At 62.1% G+C, this 24,392-nt stretch carries 21 protein-coding genes, 1 tRNA gene and 3 pseudogenes; 21 read left to right on the forward strand and 4 right to left on the reverse strand.

The features are described 5' to 3' along the window. Positions 1–142: 142 nt before the first annotated feature. Together AC1DUB_RS00005 and AC1DUB_RS00010 are read left to right on the forward strand one after the other, a co-directional pair. Positions 143–583, forward strand: coding sequence for a group II truncated hemoglobin (locus AC1DUB_RS00005; RefSeq protein WP_477727751.1), 441 nt, complete (start codon positions 143–145; stop codon positions 581–583). Between the two features lie 228 nt (positions 584–811). Then, a complete protein-coding gene (locus AC1DUB_RS00010; protein WP_477727752.1) occupies positions 812–1,906 on the forward strand; it encodes a patatin-like phospholipase family protein in 1,095 nt (364 codons plus the stop codon). A gap of 9 nt (positions 1,907–1,915) precedes the next feature. Here AC1DUB_RS00010 and AC1DUB_RS00015 read toward each other — a convergent pair whose 3' ends face one another. The 3 genes and pseudogenes from AC1DUB_RS00015 to AC1DUB_RS00025 all read right to left on the reverse strand — a co-directional run bounded on the left by AC1DUB_RS00015 (position 1,916) and on the right by AC1DUB_RS00025 (position 3,734). Continuing rightward, positions 1,916–2,581 (reverse strand): Smr/MutS family protein, encoded by a 666-nt coding sequence (locus AC1DUB_RS00015; RefSeq protein ID WP_477727753.1) that lies wholly within the window; start codon positions 2,579–2,581, stop codon positions 1,916–1,918. Positions 2,582–2,591: 10 nt separating this feature from the next. Continuing rightward, a pseudogene (locus AC1DUB_RS00020) lies at positions 2,592–2,810 on the reverse strand (JAB domain-containing protein); the annotation flags it as partial. 81 nt (positions 2,811–2,891) lie between these two features. Then, on the reverse strand, positions 2,892–3,734 hold the full coding sequence (locus tag AC1DUB_RS00025) for a TetR/AcrR family transcriptional regulator (protein WP_477727754.1): 843 nt from the start codon (positions 3,732–3,734) through the stop codon (positions 2,892–2,894). 95 nt (positions 3,735–3,829) lie between these two features. On the opposite strand from AC1DUB_RS00025, the gene AC1DUB_RS00030 reads away from it, so the two are divergent. From AC1DUB_RS00030 to AC1DUB_RS00070, 9 genes and pseudogenes are all read left to right on the forward strand, one after another. Then, complete coding sequence (locus AC1DUB_RS00030; protein WP_477727755.1) at positions 3,830–5,086, forward strand: alpha/beta hydrolase; 1,257 nt, start codon at positions 3,830–3,832, stop codon at positions 5,084–5,086. A 74-nt stretch (positions 5,087–5,160) separates the two neighbouring features. Then, entirely contained in the window at positions 5,161–6,141 is a 981-nt protein-coding gene (locus tag AC1DUB_RS00035; protein WP_477727756.1) for a Bug family tripartite tricarboxylate transporter substrate binding protein, read from the forward strand. A gap of 114 nt (positions 6,142–6,255) precedes the next feature. Further along, a complete protein-coding gene (locus AC1DUB_RS00040) occupies positions 6,256–7,941 on the forward strand; it encodes an AMP-binding protein (RefSeq protein WP_477727757.1) in 1,686 nt (561 codons plus the stop codon). 14 nt (positions 7,942–7,955) lie between these two features. After that, on the forward strand, positions 7,956–8,561 hold the full coding sequence (locus tag AC1DUB_RS00045; RefSeq protein WP_477727758.1) for a VOC family protein: 606 nt from the start codon (positions 7,956–7,958) through the stop codon (positions 8,559–8,561). Then, positions 8,558–8,815 carry a hypothetical protein gene (locus AC1DUB_RS00050; protein ID WP_477727759.1) on the forward strand — a complete coding sequence of 86 codons (258 nt, stop codon included), beginning with the start codon at positions 8,558–8,560 and terminating at the stop codon, positions 8,813–8,815. The genes AC1DUB_RS00045 and AC1DUB_RS00050 overlap by 4 nt, the downstream gene beginning before the upstream one ends. Then, on the forward strand, positions 8,812–10,023 hold the full coding sequence (locus tag AC1DUB_RS00055) for an FAD-dependent monooxygenase (protein ID WP_477727760.1): 1,212 nt from the start codon (positions 8,812–8,814) through the stop codon (positions 10,021–10,023). The genes AC1DUB_RS00050 and AC1DUB_RS00055 overlap by 4 nt, the downstream gene beginning before the upstream one ends. After that, positions 10,020–10,562, forward strand: coding sequence for an acyl-CoA thioesterase (locus AC1DUB_RS00060; RefSeq protein WP_477727761.1), 543 nt, complete (start codon positions 10,020–10,022; stop codon positions 10,560–10,562). Before AC1DUB_RS00055 ends, AC1DUB_RS00060 begins: the two co-directional genes overlap by 4 nt. Next, positions 10,559–10,696, forward strand: a pseudogene (locus AC1DUB_RS00065) (Asp/Glu racemase); the annotation flags it as partial. The gene AC1DUB_RS00060 and the pseudogene AC1DUB_RS00065, both read left to right, overlap by 4 nt. A gap of 108 nt (positions 10,697–10,804) precedes the next feature. Continuing rightward, positions 10,805–11,989, forward strand: a complete 1,185-nt coding sequence (locus AC1DUB_RS00070; RefSeq protein WP_477727762.1) for an acetyl-CoA C-acyltransferase — start codon at positions 10,805–10,807, stop codon at positions 11,987–11,989. Positions 11,990–12,267: 278 nt separating this feature from the next. Here AC1DUB_RS00070 and radC read toward each other — a convergent pair whose 3' ends face one another. Beyond that, complete coding sequence (gene radC / locus AC1DUB_RS00075; RefSeq protein WP_477727763.1) at positions 12,268–12,942, reverse strand: RadC family protein; 675 nt, start codon at positions 12,940–12,942, stop codon at positions 12,268–12,270. Between the two features lie 129 nt (positions 12,943–13,071). Between radC and AC1DUB_RS00080 the strand changes: the two genes are divergently transcribed. The 10 genes and pseudogenes from AC1DUB_RS00080 (at position 13,072) to AC1DUB_RS00125 (ending at position 24,153) form a co-directional block, all read left to right on the forward strand. Then, positions 13,072–13,545: an FKBP-type peptidyl-prolyl cis-trans isomerase gene (locus AC1DUB_RS00080; protein ID WP_011481908.1), complete on the forward strand. Its 474-nt coding sequence runs from the start codon at positions 13,072–13,074 to the stop codon at positions 13,543–13,545. Positions 13,546–13,637: 92 nt separating this feature from the next. Then, positions 13,638–14,639: a 4-hydroxy-3-methylbut-2-enyl diphosphate reductase gene (ispH, locus tag AC1DUB_RS00085; RefSeq protein ID WP_477728075.1), complete on the forward strand. Its 1,002-nt coding sequence runs from the start codon at positions 13,638–13,640 to the stop codon at positions 14,637–14,639. Positions 14,640–14,647: 8 nt separating this feature from the next. Continuing rightward, positions 14,648–15,551, forward strand: a pseudogene (locus AC1DUB_RS00090) (threonine/serine dehydratase). Between the two features lie 40 nt (positions 15,552–15,591). Next, positions 15,592–16,923 carry a serine--tRNA ligase gene (gene serS / locus AC1DUB_RS00095; RefSeq protein ID WP_477727764.1) on the forward strand — a complete coding sequence of 444 codons (1,332 nt, stop codon included), beginning with the start codon at positions 15,592–15,594 and terminating at the stop codon, positions 16,921–16,923. A 277-nt stretch (positions 16,924–17,200) separates the two neighbouring features. Beyond that, positions 17,201–17,288 (forward strand) — tRNA-Ser (locus AC1DUB_RS00100). Between the two features lie 81 nt (positions 17,289–17,369). After that, on the forward strand, positions 17,370–19,010 hold the full coding sequence (locus AC1DUB_RS00105) for a DUF6538 domain-containing protein (RefSeq protein WP_477727765.1): 1,641 nt from the start codon (positions 17,370–17,372) through the stop codon (positions 19,008–19,010). A gap of 336 nt (positions 19,011–19,346) precedes the next feature. Next, positions 19,347–19,712, forward strand: coding sequence for a glycine zipper family protein (locus AC1DUB_RS00110; protein ID WP_477727766.1), 366 nt, complete (start codon positions 19,347–19,349; stop codon positions 19,710–19,712). A 164-nt stretch (positions 19,713–19,876) separates the two neighbouring features. Beyond that, a complete protein-coding gene (locus AC1DUB_RS00115; RefSeq protein WP_477727767.1) occupies positions 19,877–21,325 on the forward strand; it encodes a hypothetical protein in 1,449 nt (482 codons plus the stop codon). 109 nt (positions 21,326–21,434) lie between these two features. Beyond that, entirely contained in the window at positions 21,435–21,737 is a 303-nt protein-coding gene (locus tag AC1DUB_RS00120) for a type II toxin-antitoxin system RelB/DinJ family antitoxin (protein WP_477727768.1), read from the forward strand. 871 nt (positions 21,738–22,608) lie between these two features. Then, a complete protein-coding gene (locus AC1DUB_RS00125; protein ID WP_477727769.1) occupies positions 22,609–24,153 on the forward strand; it encodes a hypothetical protein in 1,545 nt (514 codons plus the stop codon). Positions 24,154–24,392: the final 239 nt, after the last annotated feature.

A 24,392-nucleotide genomic window follows, 5' to 3' on the forward strand; every position in this document is an offset into this window, starting at 1 on the left:
GTCTCTCTCTCTCTCTCTCTCTCTCTCTCTCTCTCTCTCTCTGGATTATCTTGCCCCCCTCGCCCTCTGGGAGAGGGTTGGGGTGAGGGCTCTACGCTAAGCACGCAGATCTCTCAACCCAGCCACTTATCCAACCACCCGCATGCAGATCGAAGAAAAACCCCCCGGCAACCCGCCGTTTGAAACCCCGTTCGCCTGGATAGGCGGCGAGGAGCGCGTCAAGGCCCTGGTCGAGCGCTTTTATGACTTGATGGACCTGGAGCCGGGTTACGCTGCCCTGCGCGCGGCGCACGGCAGCACGCTGGACAACGCCCGGCAGCGCCTGTTCTGGTTTTTGTGCGGCTGGCTGGGCGGACCGCAACACTACACCGAACGCTTTGGCCACCCGCGCCTGCGCATGCGTCACATGCCGCAGCAAACCGGCGGCGGCTCCATCGGCTCAATCGGTATCCTCGAGCGCGACCAGTGGCTGGCCTGCATGGACCAGGCCATGCGCGAAACCGGCGTGGACGACGCCCTGCGCACCCGGCTCAATGCCTCGTTTTTCGAGACGGCTGACTGGATGCGAAATCGTGGCGAGTGAGTAGTTGTTAGCCCCCACGCTTTTCACTGCGTGTAATACGCGAGGCCTTGCAGGCCGCGGCTCGCGGGACGCTTCGCTGCGTGCGTTAGCCCCGACGCTTGTCACTGCGTGTGCTTCGCTGCCGTCCGAGGCGGCTGGCCTTGCGCGGAGCAACCCTTCGCTGCGGCCCTTGATGTGCGGCCGCCGGTGCGACGAGGCTCACGCCACGGCAATGTGGCGGATGCGGATATGAAGCCCATCTACCTTGCCCTTTCGGGTGGAGGAATGCGCGCCATGGTCTTTCATTGTGGGGTGCTGAAATCCCTGGCGGAGCATGGGGCGCTGGAACACGTGAGCAAGGTCTCCACCGTGTCCGGCGGAAGCCTGCTGGTGGGCCTGCTCCTGCAGCTCAATGGCATGCGCTGGCCCAGCAGCGACGAGTACCTCCAGGCGCTGTTGCCGGAGCTGAAGGACGTGCTGACGCAGACAGACCTGCAAAAGGCCGCGATGCTGGCCATGCTGCGCCCGGCCAACTGGCGCTTTGCCCTGTCTCGCGCCAACGTGCTGGCTTCGGCCATTGGCAGCACCTGGGGTGTCGATGCCCTGCTCGATGAACTTCCTGCATCGCCGGTCTGGTCGATCAATGCCACCACCGCCGAAACCGGCAAGCGCGCCTGCATTGAAGGCGGCCAGTTGCGCGACTGGACGCTGGGGGCTACGCAGATGAAGCGGTTTCCGCTGCGCGACGCCATGGCCGTGTCCGCGGCCTTCCCCGGGCTGATAGGCCCTTATGTCCTGCAAGCCGACAGCTTCGACTGGGACCTTCCGATGTATGCGTCGGGCGATGAGGCCCGGCCGGCGGAAGACCGCTTCGCCAGAATTCATCTTTATGACGGCGGTGTGTACGACAACCTCGGGCTTGAGCCGTTCTTTGACGCCGGTTTCGGCCCGAAGCCGAAAGTTGACGGCGTGATCATTTCGTCCGACGCTGGCGCGCCTTTGCCCAAAGGCTTTGACATGGGGCGGCTGAACCTGTTCCGGCTCAAGCGCGTGGCCGACATCATGTCTGACCAGACCCGGGCGCTGCGCGCGAGAGGGCTGATGGCCTATGCGTGGAAAGAAAGCGGGCGCGCCGCTTATTTGCGGCTCGGCGCCACCGCCCAGGACATTGCCAGGCGCTCAGGCGCCGCATGCCCCGCCGGTAACTGGCTCGACAAGGAGAGCGTGAAGGCTGCAGCCGCGTACCCGACCTCGCTGAAAAAGGTGCCACTGCAGACTTATGAGCTCCTTTTCAGGCACGGCTACGAATCCGCCGCCATCGGGCGTGCCGTGTTCGGGTTGTGACAGTCTGCCTCAGCCCTGCGCCAGCAACACTACCAGCGCCCCGGCGCCGCCTTCGGCCGGCCGGGCTTGCACGAAGGCCAGCACTTCCTGCTTCTGGATCAGCCAGCTCTGCACCTTGCCCTTGAGTACCGGCGTCTTGCCCGGCGAGCCCAGCCCCTTGCCGTGCACCACGCGCACGCAGCGCCAGCCGGTTTTGTGGGCGTCCTTGATGAACTGGGCCAGTGCCTCGCGGGCGTCCTCGCGCCGCAGGCCGTGTAGGTCGAGCTGGCCCTGGATGCTCCAGCCGCCGCGGCGCAGTTTGCGCACCACGTCGGGCCCCATGCCAGGCCGGCGAAAACTCAGGGCTTCGTCGGTATCCAGCAGGCTTTCCACATCAAACTCGTCCGAGATGGCTTCGCGCATCACGGCCAGTTCGTCGCGCTGCTGCTGCACCGGAATGGGCGCGGGCTGCGCTGGCGGCAGGCTGGCCCGGTGGCCCGGATTGCCGGGCAGGTGCCTGGCCGGCAAGGCCTTGACGGGGCCGACGGCGCGCGCAAAGAGTTCTTTTTCGGCTTTGGCCCTGGCCGCAGCGGCCCGCCGTGCGGCCTCTTGTTCTTGCGCCAGCCGGGCACGCGTTTCGATTTCCTGCTTGACGGACTTCAGGTCCTTGAGGCTTTTGAGGGCGGACGCTTTCATGGCCCGGACTTTATAGCAGTCCCAGCTCGGCCATCGAGACTGCCTGGGTACTGGTGACCACAAAATGGTCAAGTACCCGCACATCGACCAGGCCCAGGGCGGACTTGAGCGTTTGCGTGAGCGCTTCGTCGGCGCGGGAGGGCTGAGCCGCGCCGCTGGGATGGTTGTGCGCCAAGGCGCGCTGCACGACTTCGCGCGGATAAAACTCCTTACGTGCAAGTAATTTCCGAATAGACATAAATCTCACTGTAGAAGTAACGCCATCTGCTGAACCGCGATTGTCCATTGGGCCGCGCGATGCCGCAGCCGCTCACTGCGCCTTCGCTTGCCCGCGGCCACTTCGCGGCTTTGTTCCGAGCCAGGACTCGAAACTCTCGATCAGAAGCCGCAGGCCTTCGGGGAAAGACGTTGCGGAGTCCAGCGTCGAAAAAGCTTCCGCGAAGTAATGCGCCCCAGGCAACTGCTCAGCAGGCCGCGATTCGATCTGCCCGCGGATGTAATGCTCATGGAAGGCCGGCAGCTGCCGGCTAACTTCAGCATAGGCCGATGACATGACGTACTGCGACAGCAGGTGATAGCCGATGGCCGCCTGCTTTGGCGTGAAGCCCCCCTTGCGAAAAATCCCGGCGAGGCGATCGAGGTAGAGAACACCGTAATCTGTCTCCCCTTCGCTCACCTGCTGGAACAGGCGAAACCGGTTGTGCGACATCATGTAGCGCAACACTCCACCGTATTCCACCCACATCTTGAACGACTGCGTCGCCTCGCGCCGCAGGTCTCCCTGCCAGTCGCCGGTCAGTGGCTGCAAGCGGGAGATCCTTTCCTTGAAGTAGCGGTTGGCCACGCCGGAGATCAGGTCGTCACGACTACCGATGTAGTAGTGGATCAAGGTCGGCGTAACGCCCAGCTCGCGCGCCAGGCCCACCATAGAGATATCTCCCAGTGGCTCGACCTTGGCCATGGTGGTGGCCCGGTCCAGGATCTGTTCCCGCGAGAGCACGGGCGCGGTCCCGTTCGCAGGTGCGCCTGTCCTGCTGGGGCGTCCACGCTTGCGAACCGGGGTTTCCTCGGCAACAGGCTCTGGCTTCGGGGGGGTCCCTCGACTTTGCGCTGCATCGAGGCTATGCGGCGCGCGCTTGATCCCGGTTTCCATGGTTGACTTTGGCATATCAGGGTTTGTACTTATTTAATTGTGATGGTCTAAATTGTTTAATTGTGACTGTCTAAATTATATCCACAGGACACACCATGAACGAGACAAAAAAAGGCAAGGTTACCGCGGGCTTGCGCGGCGCGGGCTGGAACCCGGCGCGCATGGACCGCCCTTACCGCGTGGTGCCTTATAGCCTGCGCACCGCGGACGACCAGCGCACGCTGGGCCTGCTCTATTCGCAGACCGGCAATGAAAAGACGGTGGTGTGCCTGATGCATCCGCGCGAGTTCACAGGTACGCCCTACCTGGTGCCCGACGTGCTTGACGCCGGCTGCGCCGCCTGGGTGCAGGCGCCGCGCTCCATCGGCAACGATCTGCGGCTCGAACATGAACTCGCACTGCTCGACGTGGCCGCCGGCATGACCCACCTGCGCGGCCTTGGCTTCACTCGGACGGTGCTGCTCGGCAATTCAGGCGGCGCCGGTCTCTATGCTTTCTATACCCAACAGGCCTTGCGTTCGCCCGAGCGCCGCTTGACCCATACGCCCGGTGGCCGGCCCGTCAAGCTGGCGACCTCGGACATGCCTGCGCCCACCGACCTGATTTTCGTCTCGCCCCATCCGGGCCAAGGCAAGCTGCTCATGAACGGGATCGATCCTTCGGTCACCGACGAGCAGGACCCCTTGTCGGTTGACAGTGCGCTCGATCCCTTCGATGCGCGTAACGGCTTCGCAGCGCCGCCAGCTTCCTCGCGCTACGCGCCGGAGTTCGTCGGCCGCTACCGCGGTGCGCAGCGCGCGCGAATAGAGCGCCTTGACGCACAAGCGCGCGAAATGCTCGCCGTGCGCGGCAGGGCGCGCAAGCAAGTCAAGGAGGGTGAGGCGTCCCCCGCCCTGAAGCGGCTGGCGGCCCATACGCAGATCTTCCAGATCTGGCGCACCGACGCCGACCTGCGCTGCTGGGACCTCTCCCTTGATCCGTCCGACCGCGAGGTCGGCACGCTGTGGGGGCGCGATCCCTATGCCTCCAACCTGGGCAGCGTCGGATTTGCGCGCGTGGTGACGCCGGAATCCTGGCTATCGACCTGGTCGGGCATCACTTCGAACGCCAGCTTCGAAAACTGCGGGCCCGAGCTGAGCGTGCCCTCCTTCGTGATCGAGTACACCGGCGACCAGGCGGCCTTTCCCTCCGACATGGTGGCGATCTACGACTCGATAGGCGCGGTCAACAAGCGCCGCGAACGAGTGCGCGGCAACCACCATGGCCAGGCCTTGGCCGAAGGTGAAGAGTCGGGTCAGGTCGTCGCCGGCCGGATGGTGCAGCAATGGCTGCGCGAAGCGCCCGCGCCCTGATTGCCACGACAAGGGGTTCACCCCTACGCGCTTCGAAGATTTCTCACCCACCGACACCCCTGGAGACAAACACCATGCAATTCAAGACACTGAACAAGCTGACCCTCACCGCCCTGGTTGCCGCCGCCGCCTTGAACGTCGGCGCGCAGACCGCCGGCGCCTGGCCGCAAAAACCCATCCGGCTGCTGGTCGCCGCGCCGGCCGGCAGCGCCCCGGACTTGATCGCCCGCATCATTGGCGACAAGTTGAACCGGTCGATGGGCCAGCCCGTGCTCGTGGACAACAAACCCGGCGCAGGCGGCATCGTGGCCATGAACCAGCTGAAGGCGGCGCCTGCCGATGGCTACACCATCGCCTTGCCCCAGGCAGCGGTGGTGGTGGTAACGCCCTTCACCTACAAGGAAGCGAACTACGAAGTCGAGCGTGATTTCGAGACGGTCGCCATGGTTGGCAAGACGCCCATGATGTTTGTCGCCAATGCGGCCCATCCGGCCAAGACTTTCGCGGAAGCCATCGCCATCGCGAAGGCGAAACCCGACCAACTGGCGGTGGGCAATCCCACGCGCACGTCCATCCCGCACCTGGCCTCGGAGCTGGCCGGCATAAAAACCGAGGTGAAATTCCAGCAGATCTCTTTCTCCAATACCGCGCAGGGCATACAGGCCGTGATGAACGGCGATATTGCACTTTACGTGGATGGCGTCGGGCCCTTGATCCAACTGGTGAAGGCCGGCAAGCTGCGTCCCTTGGCCGTGGCGTCCGAGACCGAGCTGCCCGGCCTCGAAGGCCTGCCGCTCGCCAACAAGGCGGTGCCCGGCCTGAATGTCTACGGCTGGTTCACCATGCTCGCACCCAAAGGCACACCGGCTGCGGTGCTGCAACGGTTGAACGCGGAGGTCAACCTGGCCATGCAGCAGCCCGACGTGATCGCCAAGTTCCGTGAATTCGGCACTTACGCTACCCCCGGCTCCGTGGCCGATGCGGAGCGCTTCGTAAAGAGCGAGAAAGCGCTGTTCGGCGGAGTGATCCGTACGCTGGGCCTGAAGCCCGAATAAGCCAGTCAGTTTTCATCGGCAAGGAGAAAATATGAACCCCCAAACTCACATTTGTTCGCGGCCCCCCGAGGGGGCGCATGCCTCCTTTGAGGCGGCTCGGCAGGAGGCATGACCATGCCAGGCAGCATCCTTGGCCAGGTGCGCGAGCCCATGCCTGGTGTCGTTTACGCGCCAAGCACCGACCTGAAGCGCTACCTCGACGCCGGCGTCCTGACGCGCGAAACCATGGCCGAGGCCTTCAGCGCGTCCTTCCGGCAACACGCCGATCGCCTCGCACTCTGCGGCAGCGAAGGCGAATACAGCTACGGTGCGTTGGATGAGATTACCGACCGTCTCGCCGCAGCCTTCCTTCGCCTGGGCTTGCAGCCGCTGGACCGGGTGATCTTCCAGATCGGCAACTGCAACGAACTGGTGTTCGGCTTCATCGCCTGCCTGAAGGCCGGCCTGATCCCTGTGTGCACGCTGGCGGCGCACCGCGAGCAGGAGATCGGCTACCTGGGCCAGCATGCGCAGGCGCGCATGCACTTCGTTCAGGGCGACGACGCGAAGTTCGACGACGTCGCCTTCGCCGAACGCATGCGTGAAGGCATTCCCAGCATGCAATGGATCGTGCAGGCGCGCGGCGAGAAGCGCGGCGCGGCCAGCCACCTGCGCGAACTCGTCGAGTCCGTCACGGCGCAGGAAGCGCGCGAGATCATCTCGCGCATCACCCGTGATCCCTTTCAGGTCGCGGTATTCCAGCTCTCCGGCGGCACCACGGGCGTCCCCAAGATCATTCCGCGCTTTCACAATGAGTACATCTACAACATGCGCGCGGTGGCGGCGTGGAATGGCTACCGGCCCGACGACTGCCTCTTCATGCCGATGCCGATGATGCACAACCTCAACATGGGCTGCTGCTTCGGGCCATTCCTGCTCACAGGAGGCATGGTGGCAGTGGCGACGAGCTTGGCGCCGGATGTGCTGGGCGACATCTTCAAGCGCTACGAGCCCACCTGGACGGCCATGGCCGGGCCCATCGTGGAAAAGCTCAAGCCCGCCATCCAGTCCGGAGCCTTGCCGCTGCGCCGGCTGCGTGGGGTGATCAGCGCCAGCAACGCACCGGCGCTGCGGCAACTTCTGGGCGCGCCGGTGCGCCACATCTTCGGCATGACCGAAGGCGTGATCATGCTCACGCGCGGCGACGACCCGCAGGTGGTGCTGGACACCATGGTTGGCGCGCCGGTCTCCGCCCTGGACCAGGTCAAGCTGTTCAAGATCGGCACCGAAGAGGAGATCACCGAAGAGGGCGTGGAAGGCGAGTGCGCCTTCGCCGGGCCCTACACCATCCACGGCTACTACGATGCGCCCGAGCGCGATGCGCAGACCTTCACCAGCCAGGGCTTCTACCGGTCGGGTGACCTCATGCTGTTTCGCGACATCGGCGGCAAGCGCTACTACCAGTTCCGCGGCCGCACCAAGGATGTGGTGGACCGCGCCGGGGAGAAGGTCAATTGCGAGGAAGTCGAGCTTCTCGTGAGCCGCCATCCTGCCATCGTCGCCACTGCCGTAGTCGGCATGCCGGACAAGGTCTACGGCGAGCGCATCTGCGCCTTCGTGACCTTGCGCGATGGCGCGCAGGCGCCTTCCACGGCGGAACTCGGGGCCTTTCTGGAGCAGGCCGGGCTGGCCAAGTTCAAGTGGCCCGAGCGCATCGAAGTGCTTGGCGAATTGCCGCTGACCAAATCGGGCAAGCTGAGCAAGCCTGCGCTGAAGGAAATCATCATCGAAAAACTTGCTGCGGAAAAAGCCGCTGCCTGACCCAGGAGAATGCCATGACTGAAAACCAATCCATCCCCATCGCCGGCGTGCACCACACCGCCCGACCCACCTGGAAGCTCGCCGAGACCGTGCACTTCTACCGCGACCTGCTGGGCCTGCCCCTGGTCCATGCGATCTCGGCGCGCGGCTGGGGTCCGGAAGACCATGCCGACTTCCTGCACTTCTTCTTCGACAGCGGCAACGGCAGCACCATCGCCTTTTTCTACTACATTGGCACCACACCGCCCGATTTCGTGGCGGTGCGCGACGACTACCGCTACCGCGCTTCGCACACGGCCTGGCGCGTCGCCACGCGCGAAGACCTACTGGCCTGCCGCGCCAAGATCGAAGCGGCGGGCATCGAGGTGAAGTACCAGATCCGCCACGAGGTCATCGAATCGATTTACTTCGACGATCCCAACGGCTATTCGCTGGAAGTGACCTGGCAGGTGCGGCCCTTCGAAACCGTCGACAGGCAAGACGCGACTCGAACCATCGAGGCTGCCGTGGCGCTGGAAAACGCAAGAATCTCGGTCCCGTTCGACGCCATCGACCAGGTCTGGACCCGCAAGGGCAAGGCCCTGGCTGCCGAATTCGATCGTCAAGCGGAGGTGTCATGATGCCCTCGATCTTCGTCCTCGATGTGCCCGAGTTCTTGCCCCTGGTTGAGCATGCGCGCGAGCTGTCCGGTTGCAAGGTGGAAGGTCCGCGCCTTGGTTACTGGCGCCTTACGGCCAGCCCGGTGCTCAGCTTCAGGCGCAAGGAGCTGGGCTTCAAGCCTGCCGTGTGGCACGGCGCGCTCACAGGGGGCCTGGTTGGCCACATCACCCATTTCGACAACGACACGCTGACCATCGAGGAGGCTGCATCATGAAGATCGCCGTCGTCGGGGGCGGGCCCGCGGGCCTGTACCTTTCCATCCTCGTCAAGCGCCGCCGTCCCGACTGGCAGGTCAGCGTCATCGAGCAGAACGGCGCCGATTCGACCTTCGGCTTCGGCGTGGTGCTGGCCGACTCGGGCCTCAACCGCATCCAGGCCGCCGATGCCCAGGTGCACGACAGGCTCATCGGCAAGATGACCTTCTCCGGCTGCCAGACCATCAACCTGAAGGAACAGCCGGTGGACATCCACCATCCGGCCAAGGGCGGCGCGATCGCGCGCATCGACCTGCTGCATGTGCTCCAGGACACGGCGAAGGAAGCGGGGGTGGACATCCGGTTCGGCCAGCGCATCGAGCACCCGAGCGAGCTGGCGCGGCACGGCCTGGCCGACGCGGACGTGATCGTCGGCGCGGACGGCGTGAATTCGATCGTGCGCGCCGCGCATCAAAAGGAGTTCGGCACCACGAAGTCTTTTCTCACCAATCACTTCGCCTGGTTCGGCACGCGGCGCGTCTTCATCAAGTCGGCGCTGGTGTTTCGCGACTGGCAGGGCGGCTCCTTCGTAGCCCACTACTATCCCTACTGCGCCACGGGCAGTACCTTCGTGGCCGAGTGCGACCATGCCACCTGGCTGAAGTTCGACATGCAGGCGATGAGCAACGAACAACTGCAGGAACTCTTCGAGCGCGTGTTCGCGCCCGAGCTCGAAGGGGAAAAGCTGATTTCCAACAACTCCAGCTGGCGCCAGTTTCCGGTCACGGAAAACAAATACTGGACCGCGGGCAACTTCGTACTGATCGGTGATGCGCAAACCAGCGCGCATTTCTCCATCGGCTCGGGCACCCGCATCGCGATGGAAGACGCCATCGCCCTGGCGGAAGCTCTGACCGAGGCAGCGCCGCCGGGAGCCACGGAGCCCGCGGCCTTGCAGCGACTGCAGCGCTTCACCGACAAGCGCGGCCCCGAAAAGGCCAAGCTGCTCACAGCCTCCCGCAAGTCCTACCTCTGGTATGAAAACATCGGCGAATGGATGCGGCGCTACTCCCCGTATGAATTCATCCACGCCTTCATGACGCGCACCGGGCGCATGAGCGACAAGCGGCTGGCGGAGCAGTATCCGGAGCTGTTCGCGCAGCTAAAGCATGAAGGCGTGCTCCGGGAAAAAACGGCCAGCCACGAAGAAAGCGGGCACCCGGCATGAGCGCCACCGACTCTGGCGTTGGCCTGTCCGGCGAAGCGACCGTGGCCGCCAGCGTGGGGGCAAGAGTCGCCAGCTACGAAGCCCTCATATCGCGCGAGCCCTTCGTGGTGAGAAAGCGCGTGCGCTGGGCCGATTGCGATCCCGCGGGCGTGGTCTATACCGGCAAGTTCACCGAGTACCTGCTGATCGCGGTGAACTACCTCTTCAACGAACTGGGCCAGGGCAATTATGCGCAATGGTTGAAGACGCTGCAGGTGAACACGCCCTGCAAGGGAATGGACCTGGAGTTCCATGGCGCCCTTTGGCCGGAAGACGAGTTCGACATGCATTGCGGCATTTCGCAAGTGCGGCAGCACAGCTTCGATATCCGGGTCGAGGCCGTGCAGGAAGGTGGGCGGCGCGTGTTCACCGGCCGCTTCTCGCCGATCTGCATCAGCCGCGAAGTGCGGCGGCGTGTGCCGATCCCGGAAGAAATGCTGCAGGCATTGCAGCGCTTCAGGTTGCCTGCCCATTCCGTTCCCAAGGAGCCCACATCGTGAGTAAATTATTTCGAATCGGTCAGATCGTCCCTAGTTCCAACGCCACCATGGAGACGGAGATCCCGGCCATGCTTCGCGCCAGGGAGGCACTCAGACCCGAGCGTTTCACCTTTCATTCCAGCCGGATGCGCATGCATTGCGTCATGCCGTGAGCAGCATCCACCGCCTCGCGTCATATCACTGGGCAAGTGATCGCTGTCGATAGCGGCCAGACCATCGTTTAACTGAATCGGATGAAAACCATGCATGAAGCTGTAATTGTCTCGACCGCGCGCACGCCGATTGGCCGTGCGTTTCGTGGCGCCTTCAACAATACAAAGTCGCCAACCCTGATGGGCCATGCTATCCACCATGCGGTTGCACGTGCAGGCGTCGACCCGCAACGCATTGAAGATGCCATTGTCGGCACCGTGCTCTGCGCCGGCACTGCCGGTTCCAACATAGGGCGCAACGCTGCGCTCGCCGCGGGCTTGCCGTATTCGGTTAGCGGGCAGACGATCGACCGGCAATGCGCGTCGGGGCTGATGGCGATTGCTACGGCGGCCAAGCAGATCATGGTCGATGGCATGGAGGTCGTCGTCGCTGGCGGACAGGAGAACATTTCTGCCGTGCAGAACCGCTATTTCGAATGGGTGCAGGCAGAGAAGGATTCAAACCTGCTCAAGTTTGCGGAGCATGCCTACATGCCGATGCTGCAGACCGCTGAAAACATCGCACGCAAGTACGGCATCTCGCGGGAACAGCAGGACGAGTACGCCTTCGCTTCCCAGCAGCGCACTGCGAAGGCCCAGTCTGAAGGCCGTTTCGATACCGAGATTGTCCCCATCACCACGACGATGGTGGTGACAGACAAGCAAAGCGGTCAGGTCACCCACAAGGAGGTGACGCTGTCCCATGATGAAGGAAACCCCCCCGACACGCGCTTGCAGTCGCTCGCGGGCCTCCCGTCGGTCCTTGAGGCGGGGAGCGTGACAGCAGGCAATTCAAGCCAGTTGTCCGATGGCGCCAGCGCCTGCGTGTTGATGAACGCGAAAGCCGCTGAACGTGAGGGCTTAGCTCCTCTGGGCTTCTATCGCGGCATGTACGTGTCCGGCAACGCGCCAGAGGAAATGGGCATCGGTCCCGTGTACGCGATTCCCAAACTGTTGGCGAAGCATGGACTCACTGTGCAAGACATCGGCCTTTGGGAGTTGAACGAGGCGTTTGCCTGCCAGGTGCTCTACTGCCGGGACAAGCTCGGTATCGACCCTGAGAAGTACAACGTGAATGGGGGCGCGATCTCCATCGGTCATCCATATGGCATGACGGGATCGCGCCTCGTCGGACACGCACTGCTTGAAGGCAAGCGCCGCGGCGTGCGATACGTCGTTGTCGCGATGTGCGTGGGTGGTGGCATGGGAGCCGCGGGCTTATTCGAGATACTGTAAGGCGCCTTGGACAATTCAGATATACAGCCAGAGGAATCCATGAGCAACGCGAATCTTTTCGCGATTACCGGGGAAATGGCGCTTGTCATCGGCGGCACGTGGCGGAAGTGCCTTCGCCGAGCTAACGGCGCTGGCAAACAGTTCCTTTTTGGCCTGTAGCTTGCGCGCCACAGCGCGCCGGGCGGCTTGCAGTTCTGCGGCCAGCCGGGCGCGTGGCTCGATCTCCAGTTTCAGGGCCCTTCAGGCCCTTGATGGCGGGAGATTTCATCGGGCCAACTTTAGAGCAAACCCAGCTCGGCCATCGACACCGCCTGGGTACTTGTCACCACAAAATGGTCGAGCACGCGCACATCCACCAGCGCCAGCGCGGACTTGAGGGTTTGCGTGAGCGCCTCGTCGGCGCGGGAGGGCGTGGCGCCGCCGCTGGGGTGGTTGTGCGCCAGCACCACGCTGGCGGCGTTCAGCGCCAGTGCCCGCACCACGACTTCGCGCGGGTAGACGCTGGTTTGCGTCAGCGTGCCGCGAAACAGCTCTTCCAGGGCAATCAGCCGGTGCTGGCTGTCCAGGAACAGCACGGCAAAGATTTCGTGCGGCCGGCCGCCCAGCTGCAGCTGCAAATAGTCACGCACGGCCTGCGGTGTGGAAAACAGCGCCTTTTCCTTCAGTTCTTCGGCCAGCGCACGGCGGGCCAGTTCCAGCACCGCAACCAGCTCGGCCCGTTTGGCCGGGCCCAGGCCCTTGATGCTTTTGAGCGCTTCGGGACCGGTGTGCAGCAGCCCGGCGACGCCGCCGAAAGTGTCCACCAGTTCCTGGCCCATTTGCAGCGCATTCTTGCCGGGCAGGCCGGTGCGCAGCAGCAGCGCCAGCAGTTCGGCATCGCTGAGGGCGCCGGGGCCGCGCGCCAGCAGTTTTTCTCGGGGGCGGGCGTCCTCGGGCAGGTCTTTCAGCAGCATGGGGGAAGGGGTCCGATCAGGGAGGGGGAGCGGGGCAAATCCGGCTTTTCTCCCGGACATGGCTTACTTTCTACAATAGAGGCAGTTTACAAACAGTTGTTGGCCGCCCCCGCCGGCCCAGAGAGTTTTATGCCCCCCGTGGAAACCACCGCTCCCGCACTTGTCCAGCCAGGCTCTTTCCTGACCCTGCATTACCGCATGGCCGGCCCGGACGGCGCCGACATCATCAATACCTTTGGCGGCAAGCCAGCCACGCTGAGCCTGGGCACCGGCGAGTTGTCGCCCGCCATCGAGCAGCGCCTGCTGGGCCTGCCTGAGGGCACGCGTACCACGTTTGAACTGGCCGCCGGTGCGGCCTTTGGCGAGCGCAACCCCACCCTGGTGCAATGGGTGGCGCGCAAGCTGCTCAATGAGCTGGGCGATCCCGACGAGCAGTACAAGGTCGGCGATGTGGTGCAGTTCCCCACGCCGGACGGCATGGGCCAATACGCCGGCGCCGTTCAGCAGGTCAAGGAAGGCGGCGATGCCGTGCAGTTCGATTTCAACCACCCGCTGGCCGGCCAGCCGGTGGTGTTTGAAGTGCAAGTGATTGGCGTTTTATGAGCAATAAGGCCCCCACGTTTGTCGCTTCGCATGCCTCCGGCGGTGCGCTGCCCCTTTCACACGAAGAAGGGGCTGTTCCGCCCAAGGGCGGCCTGTCGGCGGAACCGGCTCAACTTGACGAAATCCTGCTCGCGGAACCACGCGGCTTCTGTGCCGGTGTCGACCGGGCCATTGAAATCGTCGAGCGGGCGCTCACCAAGTTTGGCGCACCCATCTATGTACGCCATGAAATCGTGCACAACACCTATGTGGTCAACGAGCTCAAGGCCAAGGGCGCGATCTTTATTGAAGAGCTGTCCGACGTGCCGCCAGGCGCCACGCTGGTGTTCAGCGCCCATGGCGTGAGCAAGGCCATCCAGGACGAGGCGCGCGCCCGCGGCTTCCAGATTTTTGACGCCACCTGTCCGCTGGTGACCAAGGTACACGTCGAAGTGGCCAAGCTGCACAAGGAAGGTTACGAGTTCATCATGATCGGCCACAAGGGCCACCCCGAGGTGGAGGGCACGATGGGCCAGCTCGACAGCGGCATCCACCTGGTGGAAGACGTGGCCGATGTGGCGCGCATCACCCCCTCGCAAACCGAGCGGCTGGCCGTGGTGACGCAAACCACGCTGAGCGTGGATGACGCAGCCGAGATCAGCGCGGCCGTGAAGGCGCGCTTTCCGCAGGTGCGCGAGCCCAAGCAGCAGGACATTTGCTACGCCACGCAAAACCGGCAGGACGCCGTGAAGGTGCTGAGCCCGCAGGTGGATATCCTGATCGTGGTTGGCAGCCCGACCAGTTCGAACAGCAACCGTCTGCGCGAGCTGGCCGCCAAGCTGGGCACTGAGGCCTACATGGTGGACGACGCCAGCGAGCTACGGGAGTCATGGTTCGAGGGCAAGAGCCGCGTTGGTCTGACGGCCGGCGCCTCGGCCCCGGAGATACTCGTCAAGCAGGTGATAGACCGTATCCGGGCGCTGGGCGCGGTCTCCGTGCGCAAGATGGACGGCATCGAGGAAACCATCAAGTTTCCGCTGCCCAAGGGCCTGAAACTGGATGCCCAGGGCCACACGCTGGATGTCAGCGACAGCCATCTGCATCAACTGACCTGATCGCGGCCATGGTCAGCCGCTATCAAATCGAGCGCTGCCTGCTGGCGTTCAATCAGGGTTACAGGCACTTTGTTCGCCAAACTCCGCTGTGGAAACTGCCGGGCAGCGCGGTGGGCGCGGCCTGCGCTGAAGTCTGGCTCAAGCTGGAGCATTTGCAGACGGGCGGCAGTTTCAAGGCGCGTGGCATGCTCAACCGCCTGCTGTCCAACCCCATTCCGCCCAGCGGCGTGATCGTGGCGTCGGGTGGCAATGCCGGCAATTCCACCGCGGCAGCGGCCAGGGCGCTGGGCGTGCCCTGCGAGGTGTTTGTGCCTGGAGGGCGCCCGGGTCGTGGTCACGGGCGCGGCTTACGCCGATGCGCTGCAGGCCTGCCTGGCGCGCCAGCAGGAAACCGGCGCGCTGCTCACGCATGCCTATGACCAGCCCGAAGTCCTGACCGGGGCCGGCACCCTGGCGCTGGAAATCGAGCAGCAGGGCGGCCTGCCCGATGCCGTGCTGGTCAGCGTCGGCGGCGGCGGCCTGATTGGCGGCGTGGCCAGCTGGTTTGAACAGCGCTCTAGAGTGGTGGCGCTGGAGCCCGAACTGGCGCCGACGCTGTTCAAGGCCCGCGAAGCCGGCGAGCCGGTGGACGTGGCCATCAGCGGCATTGCGGCCGATTCTCTGGGCGCCAAACGTATTGGCGGGCTGGCGTGGGACGCCACCCAGGCCCATGTGCGCGATGCGCTGCTGCTCAGCGACGAATCCATCCGGGCGGCGCAGTCGTGGCTCTGGAACGAATTGAAACTGGCCGTTGAACCCGCCGCTGCATTGCCGCTGGCCGCGCTGCACAGCGGCCGCTACGTGCCGCGCACCGATGAAAAGGTCTGCCTCATCATTTGCGGCGCAAACCTGGACCCAGCGTCGCTTGTGTGAAGTTAAATCGGTACAAAAGTCCCCGAAATACAATCACCCCATGCTAGACATCAACCTGCTCCGCAAAGACCTTCCCTCGGCCATCGCCCGCCTGGAGATGCGCAAGAGCCCGCAAGCCTTCCTCAATGTGGACGCGTTCCAGGCCCTGGAGGCCGAACGCAAAGCCTTGCAAATCCGCACGGAAGAGCTGCAAAGCCAGCGCAACACCCTGTCCAAACAGATTGGCCAGCTCAAGTCCAAAGGCGAAGACGCCAGCGCCATCATGGCGCAGGTGAGCGCCTCCAAGGCCGAGCTGGAGTCCTCCGCAGCGCGGCTCGACCAGATCCAGGCCGAACTGCAGGGCCTGCTGCTGGCGGTGCCCAATTTGCCGCACGAATCGGTGCCGCTGGGCGCCGACGAGCAGGGCAATGTCGAAGTGCGCAAATGGAGCCCGATCGAAGGCCCGGGCGGCGAGCCGCCGGCCTTTGCATTCGAGGTCAAGGACCATGTGGACGTGGGCCAGCCACTGGGGCTGGACTTTGAGCTGGGCACCAAGCTCACGGGCTCCCGCTTCACCGTGATGAAAGGCCAGCTCGCGCGCCTGCACCGCGCCTTGGCCCAGTTCATGCTGGACGTGCAGACGCTGGAGCACGGCTACACCGAGTGCTACACGCCGTACATCGTCAATGGCGACTCATTGCGCGGCACCGGCCAGCTGCCCAAGTTTGAAGAAGACCTGTTCGCTGCCAGAAAAGGCGGACAGGAAGGCGCCGCCGAGGCCGAGAGCACCGCGCTCTACCTGATTCCCACCTCGGAAGTTCCGCTCACCAACTTCGTGCGCGACGAGATCGTGCCGGAGGCGCAACTGCCACTGAAATTCACCGCCCACACACCGTGCTTTCGCTCCGAAGCCGGCAGCTACGGCCGCGACACCCGCGGCATGATCCGCCAGCACCAGTTCGACAAGGTGGAAATGGTGCAGATCGTGCATCCGGAGAAAAGCTACGAAGCGCTGGAAGCCATGACCGGCCACGCCGAAACGATTTTGCAAAAGCTCGGCCTGCCCTACCGCGTGATGTTGCTGTGCACCGGCGACATGGGCTTTGGCGCCAGCAAAACCTACGACCTCGAGGTGTGGCTGCCCGCCCAGAGCACCTACCGCGAGATCAGCTCGATCTCCAACTGCGAAGCCTTCCAGGCGCGCAGGCTGCAGGCCCGCTTCAAGAACGCGCAAGGCAAAAACGAGTTCGTGCACACCCTGAACGGCTCCGGCCTCGCCGTAGGCCGAACCCTGGTGGCCGTGCTGGAAAATTACCAGCACGCCGACGGCACTGTTGAGGTGCCGTTGGTGTTGCAGCCCTATATGGGCGGCGTGACGGTGCTGGCACCCTGACCCTTTGCCACAGGAAGCAGGCATAGCCCCTCGGGGTAGCGCAGTACGCGAAGCGACAAGCGTGGGGGCTCGGTGTTTTTCCGCCGGGCCGCCCCAAGGAAAAGTGCACCCCCTCGGGGGGCAGCGCATTACACGAAGTGAAAAGCGTGGGGGCTCGGTGTTTTTCCGCCGGGCCGCCCCAAGGAAAAATGCACCCCCTCGGGGGGCAGCGCATTACACGAAGTGAAAAGCGTGGGGGCCCTATATACAGAGCCTGCTAGAATTGCGGCTCGACACAGGAGAGGTGGCAGAGTGGCCGAATGTACCTGACTCGAAATCAGGCGTACCGCAAGGTACCGTGGGTTCGAATCCCACCCTCTCCGCCAATGGTTCTAAGTCATTGATTTTGAACATAAGTTATTGTTTTTCGTAGGTTTTTTCTTGTTTGCTACAAGAGAGTGCTACATATGCACTCTGCCTACGGATACTTCATGGCTCACAATGCGCCCTATCTCCAGCGCCGGGGCTACGGCCTCACTTTTCGCATCGGTGTTCCTCAAGACCTTCGTCTTATTGTCGAAGCGCAAGAAATCACAAAAGCACTGCTCACGGCCGACAAAAATCAGGCTGCGCCATTGGCACTTCACTACGCCGCATTCTCAAAGCGCATGTTCTTTGAACTCAGGACGGCGATGAAAGCACTTCAGGACGACGAAGAGCGGCAGCCAGGAGCGCATCTAGAGTTGCTCAAGGAAGCTGCCCGGCAGCTTAAGCACCGCATGCAGGTGCTTGCCATGCAAGATGATCATCAGGACGAGCTGATTGCCCAGAGAAGCCAACATCTCAAAGAGCTTGAAATGGCGAAACTTCAAGCAGAGAACCGCGCCCTCATGGCCGCGTTGACTGGGCGCAATGGAAGTGCTTCAACGGTAATTTTGCCTGCGCCTGAACGGGCAGCGGCGGTCCCGGTGCCGACTCTGAAGGACGTAGTTGACGGGTTTTTAGCTGGCTACGAGAAAACCAATAGGCCGCAGATGCTCAAAAAGCACAGGCCTGTGCTTACGATGCTCCTGGAGCTCGTCGGCAATAAGTCGGTTGATGAAATCCTTCAAGACGACATCAACAAATTTTTTGATGTTTTGGGCCGACTACCTCCGCGGTGGTCTTATGAGTGCCGGAAAAGGAAACTCACAATCCGGGAACTGGCCGCCCTTGATCATCCGAAACGGCTGGGCCCTAAAAGCCTGGAGGACACTTACATAGCGTCCCTGCGCCCATTCTTGATCGCGGCGAAAAGGGACTGGCAGGATCAAGGATTTCCGTTGGGTCTAACCGTTGATGGCGTCCAGTACCTTGGGGATGAGGAAGAGGGCGTTAATAAGCAAAGATCATTCACGCAGGTTGAACTTGAACGTTTGTTTGGTGGCGTAGAAATGAAAAAATTCGCTGCCGACAAAGATCTGGCGCATTATTTTTGGCTATGCCATTTAGGCTTGTTCACCGGGGCGCGCGTGAATGAAATTTGTCAGCTCAACCCGCAAACCGACATCCTGCAGGAGCCAGAAACCGGACTTTGGTATTTCTGGTTTAACGAAGATACACCGGCGGACAACGGTATCGTCAAGTCCATCAAAACCGGAGATTCACGTAAGGTGCCATTTCACTCAACGCTGGTTGAACTGGGTTTTGTGGAATACATAACGGCGATCAAGGCTGAAGGTGCAAGGCGTTTGTTTCCTGCTTGGGAGCCCATCAATCGACGCGCGAGCGGCAATGCTGAAAAGTGGTTTCGCCAATTTCTCCGCGATACGGGTTTGCGCGATGACACCCCGAAGTCCAAGATCACTGGGATGCACGCTTTTCGCCACACGATCCTGACCCATGGTGCGATGCAGAAGCCGCCTTTGAGTCTGTTTTGCATTACTGGCCACGTCCAGGACGAGGCGCCAATTCATGCAACAGGCGCCGGGAGGGGGTATCTGACCTTGTCAATGCTGAGCTCGTTGTCGGACAAGGCGTCACTGATCAACAAGTTGAATTACGGCATCACTTTTCAACGCCCTTCATACCTGGATGCTTCCAGGCCGGCAGAACTTGCGACCAGCTGAATCGCCTGCAGGGGTGTTGATCGCCTGCGACGACGGCAGAGGGAGTTAGGGTGCCCCCATGATTTTGGGTTAGCGCTGACCGACATCTAGGTGCATGGCCGCTCACCGGGATGGGTTTTGCGCCAACGTGGTCACTTGGACCACCATTATTTTGAGACAAATTTCAAGGCAGCCAAAACCGAATTACTAACGGCAATATTGGCAATAAATCACGCAAAATTTCGACAGAAATTTAAGTTACAACTGCTAACATAAATCACGAAATGCGTTGACCGCACCTGCAACGTAGCTCGAATTTTTTTAATAACAGCGAAGACGGTTCTGGAGGAAATAGCGATGAAATTTTGCACGCCAATCATAGGCGCCTTGGTAGGTATCCTACTAACCGGCTGCGCCACCCGCGGCGCCGGCTATGTCCCGCTGGTGGACATGCAGGGCCAGTCGGAGGTGCGCTTTCAGAGCGACCTGCGCGAGTGCCAGGCATATGCCACCCAGCGCCTGGACGCCGCCCAAGGGGCCATGGCTGGCGCCCTGCTTGGCGCGATTCTGGGCGCAGCCATCGCGCCGCGCGGCTACCGCGGCAATGTGGCGGGCCACGGTGCGGCAGTGGGCGCCATCGGCGGCGCAGGTGCGGCTACGGACAACCAGGAAACCATCATCAAGCGCTGCCTGGCAGGACGCGGCTACAACGTGCTGAACTGACGCAGAAATGCTGAAGAGGTTGGCAACGGCCTTGGTGGTCGCTGCTGACCCTTATGCCGGCAAGTTCAGCGCTCTGGGCTCAAAGTCGGCACGACTGCTACGTGCCGATATACTCGCCGCCATCAGGCGTGCCGGTGATCACGTCAAGGCCCAAGGAGAAGTAATTGGCAGGACGGGATGTGTTCATCCCGCAGGATTTCATCCAGAATCTGCGCGAGCGTGTCGCGGACTTTGGTCGCGAGTCTCAGCGGGATCAGTGGGGGATGGCCCGGATGGTATGGGAGGGCGTACAGAAGCGTCGCCAGCACCGCACGGAAGCCGGGGCGATGAGCTTCAGCGCACAAGAGCAAGACAAGCTGTTTGGGCGCGGGCGATTCCCGTCTCTGCTCCTCCGCATCGACTTGTTTCGGCGGTCGTCAGGGTGGTCAAAAAAAGACGGCACCACGAGGGCCTATTGGTTCTCTGCCCAGGTGCGTCGAGCTCTCAACGCCTACGCCGACAAGCCGTCTACCGGCCCGGTGAACCTGCTATGGCTGAGCGGCAAGCGTATGAAGGTGGCCGTCAGCCTCCCCAGTGCGGTCTCGTCAAGAGATACCAACGGCAGGACCATCAGCACGGCCTACTGGGGCCGCGCGAAGGGCATGAACAAGGTTCCGGTGAATACCGAGATGTTGGACAGTTTGCGCCTGTGGTTGGAGACTTGCTTGCGGGACACCGAGGGGGTGGAGGGCACGTTGCGCCAGTTCATTAAACGCCTTCGAGATATGACGGTCAGGTTTATCAGGATGTCCAACACGATCCTTGCCGGGCCTGGGTACATCCCGCAGGTGTATTCGATCGCGCCCAATGGTCGGCTGTACGCCCGTGGTTTGAACCTCCAGAGCGCGCCCGGACTGATCAAGGAAGCCGCCCTGCACGGACTCTGGGAATACGACTTCTCCAACTGTCACTTCACCATCGTCTCGCAGCTGGCGGCCAAGGCCGGCGTCACTTGCCTATGCATTGAGCACTACATGGCCAACAAGGCCGAGGTTCGGCAAGCAGTTGCGGACGGTGCGTCAATCTCGGTCTACCAGGCCAAGCAGTGTTTGTTGGCGCTCTTGTATGGCGCCAGGGCCTCGGTTCGGCGCAAGGATGCAATTCCCTCGATGATCGGCCTGGACGCAGCGGCGAGGTTATATGCGCTGCCTGTATTCAGGGCGCTAAGCAAGGAGATTGCGCGTGCAGGGAGGGCGATCCTGGACGGGTGGCCCAGAACCGCGAACGGCAGCCTTACCAACGCCTACGGAAAGGCCATCAGCGGTGAAGCGAAACCCGCGAAACAGCTGGCGCACCTTGTTCAAGGGGTAGAGGCTAAGGCGCTCATGACGATCGTCAATCTGCACGCGGAAGACATCGTCCTGCTTCAGCACGATGGCTTTACGGCATTACGAAGACTTGACCGGGAGAAACTTGAGGAGATGCTCCTGCGAGAGCTGGGCTACAGGCTCATGCTTGAGGAGCAACGGCTCGAGCTTCATCCTGATGCCCGTGTGCGGCGGATCAGATTGGAAAGTGAAATGGCCCGGGAGGCCGCGCCGGATATAGATTTTGACTCAGTCATTGCTGATTAATGGATACGGGGACTACTCCCCCCCTACTAGAAATCGGGATGCGGGCGCGCACTTAACGCGGCCTTGAAGAGGACCCGCATTGTGGCCACAATGGGCTCAAGGAATACACATGGGCACCAGCACCAGCACCAGCACCAGCACCAGCACCAGCACCAGCACCGCCACCTATGTCCGCGCCCGTCTTGATAGCGTGACTAAAGAGCGCGCAGTTGCAGCCCTGGCGACGATGGGGTTGACGATCCCCGACGCGATTCGCCTGCTACTTCACCGCGTGGTCGAAGATGGCCGGCTGCCCTTCGACCCTGTTCCCAACGAAGTCACTCGTGCCGCCATGCTGGAAGTCCGGCAAATGACGGTGCCTCGCTTTGGTACTGTTGCCGACCTGATGGCGGATTTGCACTCAGAAGAATAGTGCCCGCCAAACGCAAATTTAATGCTGGCTTTGGGAGGTCAAACTGGCGAAGTGCGGTTTAATGCAAATTTTCGGCAAAAACGGCGCAAACAGGGCGTGTTTATGCGCAAATTCAGGGGCGACCGCGATGGGTCATAGCAATGGACCTTGTACCCCCTATGGAGGAAATCAGACTTGGTGGCCCTTGGTGAGAAGTTTTTCCTGGTTTTTTGATTGGCTCTATAAGCAGGGGCATCCGCTTTAGTCCTTGCTGCCATCAAAAAAGGTGAAGTCTTTCTGAGTTTGCATCGGTGTCATGGCATTAGCGCAATGCAGCGATATGCTACCTGGTTTTACCCCGTCAGGTGCCCAATTCAACCACGCCCCGGAGGGCGCTACGTAAGACCGTAACCTGATCGTTGAGGGCGACGATTTCGATGGTCTGCGCCTGCTACGCGCCACTCACGGAGGCAAAGTGGATAACAGATCGCTCAACCGTCCGAGCAGATATCTGCCAAAGCTCCAAGCTGGCCCAGCACGAAACAAGTCTCACGCGCTGCTACTTGCTGCTGGCGAAAGCAACCCGCGCGCAAGTTACGTTGGAGCGGTTTCAAGTGGGTGCGCAGCCTTTCCGAAGTTCACTTTCACCGAGCCAGACGTTGCCTGGCTGGAGCTAGCCCAGATCGCCGATCGGCAGCAACGCTGCATAACGGAAGTCGGGTTCAGACTGAACTCGGTCGCTCGCTGGAAGGGTGCGAACGGGTAATATCGGCCACAACCGGTCACTCGCCAATGACCGCTTGGGTGGCAAGCGACGCGCGGGCAACGTAGGCGCGCGGCGAAGTCTCCTTGACAACTCCCGGCGAGTTCGCCAGCTCCCAGCGAGGACGCGATGACAGAAGAGACGGCATGGGAAAAGGCAGCTTCGGCAGACGGAACGACGCCGTCAGAGCGGGCGCTCGCCAGCCTCGCGCGCAAAGCGTTCCTGACCCTATGGAGCTATCCGAACGTCTTCACGGACGAGGGACGGGCCAATGGCAAAGGGGATGGCAAGGAACTCTGCGACCTGTTGGTTGTTTTCGGAAACGACGTGCTGCTGTTCTCAGACAAAGACTGCGCCTACCGGAGCAACGTGGATGTGGCGGTCGCCTGGCCCCGGTGGTACCGAAGCGCGATCGACAAGTCGGCGAAGCAACTCGCGGGAGCCGAGAAGTTCATCAAGGCATTCCCGAAGCGAATCTTCTTGGACAAGGCCGGTCAGTCACCGCTGCCCATTGAGCTCCCCGACGCCAGCGTAGCGCGCTACTACCTCATCGCTGTGACACGAGGGTCGCACTTGCCCGCGCGACAGTTCTTCGGTGGCGGAAGTTCAGGCAGCGTCATGCTGCTCAACGAGCTGGTGGGCAAGGCCGCTCATGCGCAAACGCCATTCCACATCGGCTTCCCCCTGGAGAGCCGCCGTTTTGTCCACGTCCTTGACGAGATGACGGTTGACCTGCTGCTCGAGGAGCTCGACACGGTGCCCGACTTGGTTGGATACCTGAAGAAGAAAGAAGAGTTCATGCAGCAGCCGGGTGTCATCGTCTCCGTGCCGGGTGAGGAGGAGCTACTCGCTCGATATATGTCCACGATGCGCGACGAGGAGCATGCGTTCCCCAAGACACCGAAGGGCGTCAACTTCGTCGCTCTTCCCGAGGGCGACTGGGAGGTGTACCGAGCAAGTCCCCAATGGAAAGCCAAGCAGAAGGCGAACGAAATCAGCTACATGTGGGATGCGCTCATCGAACACCAGAGCGGGTTCATCCGCTCGGGCAAAGCCATCACCGTGCCCTGGCAGCCGACCATGGACGGCGTTAATCACGAGCGCATCGTTCGAGCCCACGCCGCCCAACCGCGTCTCGCCCGGCGCAGCCTGTCTGCGGACCTTCAAGTTGCGATGCACCGCAGCGACCCGGGCCGCATGTTCGCCCGCATCAAGATGACCGGCCGTCCACCCGACCAAGCCTTTGTCTTCCTCACCATCCCGAGGACAGAAGGCGAGGACTACGACACGACCTACCGGCACCGGCGGATGCACACCCTCATGGTCTACTGCCACGCCGTCAAAGACGCAATGCCAACGCTGAAGGAGGCCATCGGGGTGGCCAGTGAGCCGTTCTCAGAGGGGACGGCGTCCCAGGATTTCATGCACGTCGACCTATCTGAGATGTCGGACGAGGAACTCAAGGGATGGCGTAAGCAAGCGGACGAACTCGACATCCTGCGACCGAAAACCGAGACGAAGCTATTTCGGCACACCGAGGCCGAGTTTCCTGCCCCGTTCCGGTTCGTCGACGCCCCACCAAGCTACCTTGGCGAGGGAGGCATGCCAATGAACAGGGCCGCGCGGCGCCAAGCGGATAAAGAAGCGCGGCGAGAACGGAATAAGCCCCGCTAGGCGGGGCTTCGAGGGGTGTGGCTGGTTAGACCGCGGTGAGCGTCAAATTGGCCAGCAAGTAGCGCGCGGTGCCAGTTCAGCTTAAACAAACATGCGCATTCTTCACTTCCTCGACTTATCGACCGACGCTGAGCTTCCACCTCGCAAATGTCGGCTATGCGGCTAGCAATTCAGCGCCCTGGATGTCGCTTCAGAGCCCGGAGGAGACGTGCTTCGGGTGGAGGACCATGCGTTTCAAG

This window comes from Polaromonas sp. P4_F9, assembly GCF_056401235.1.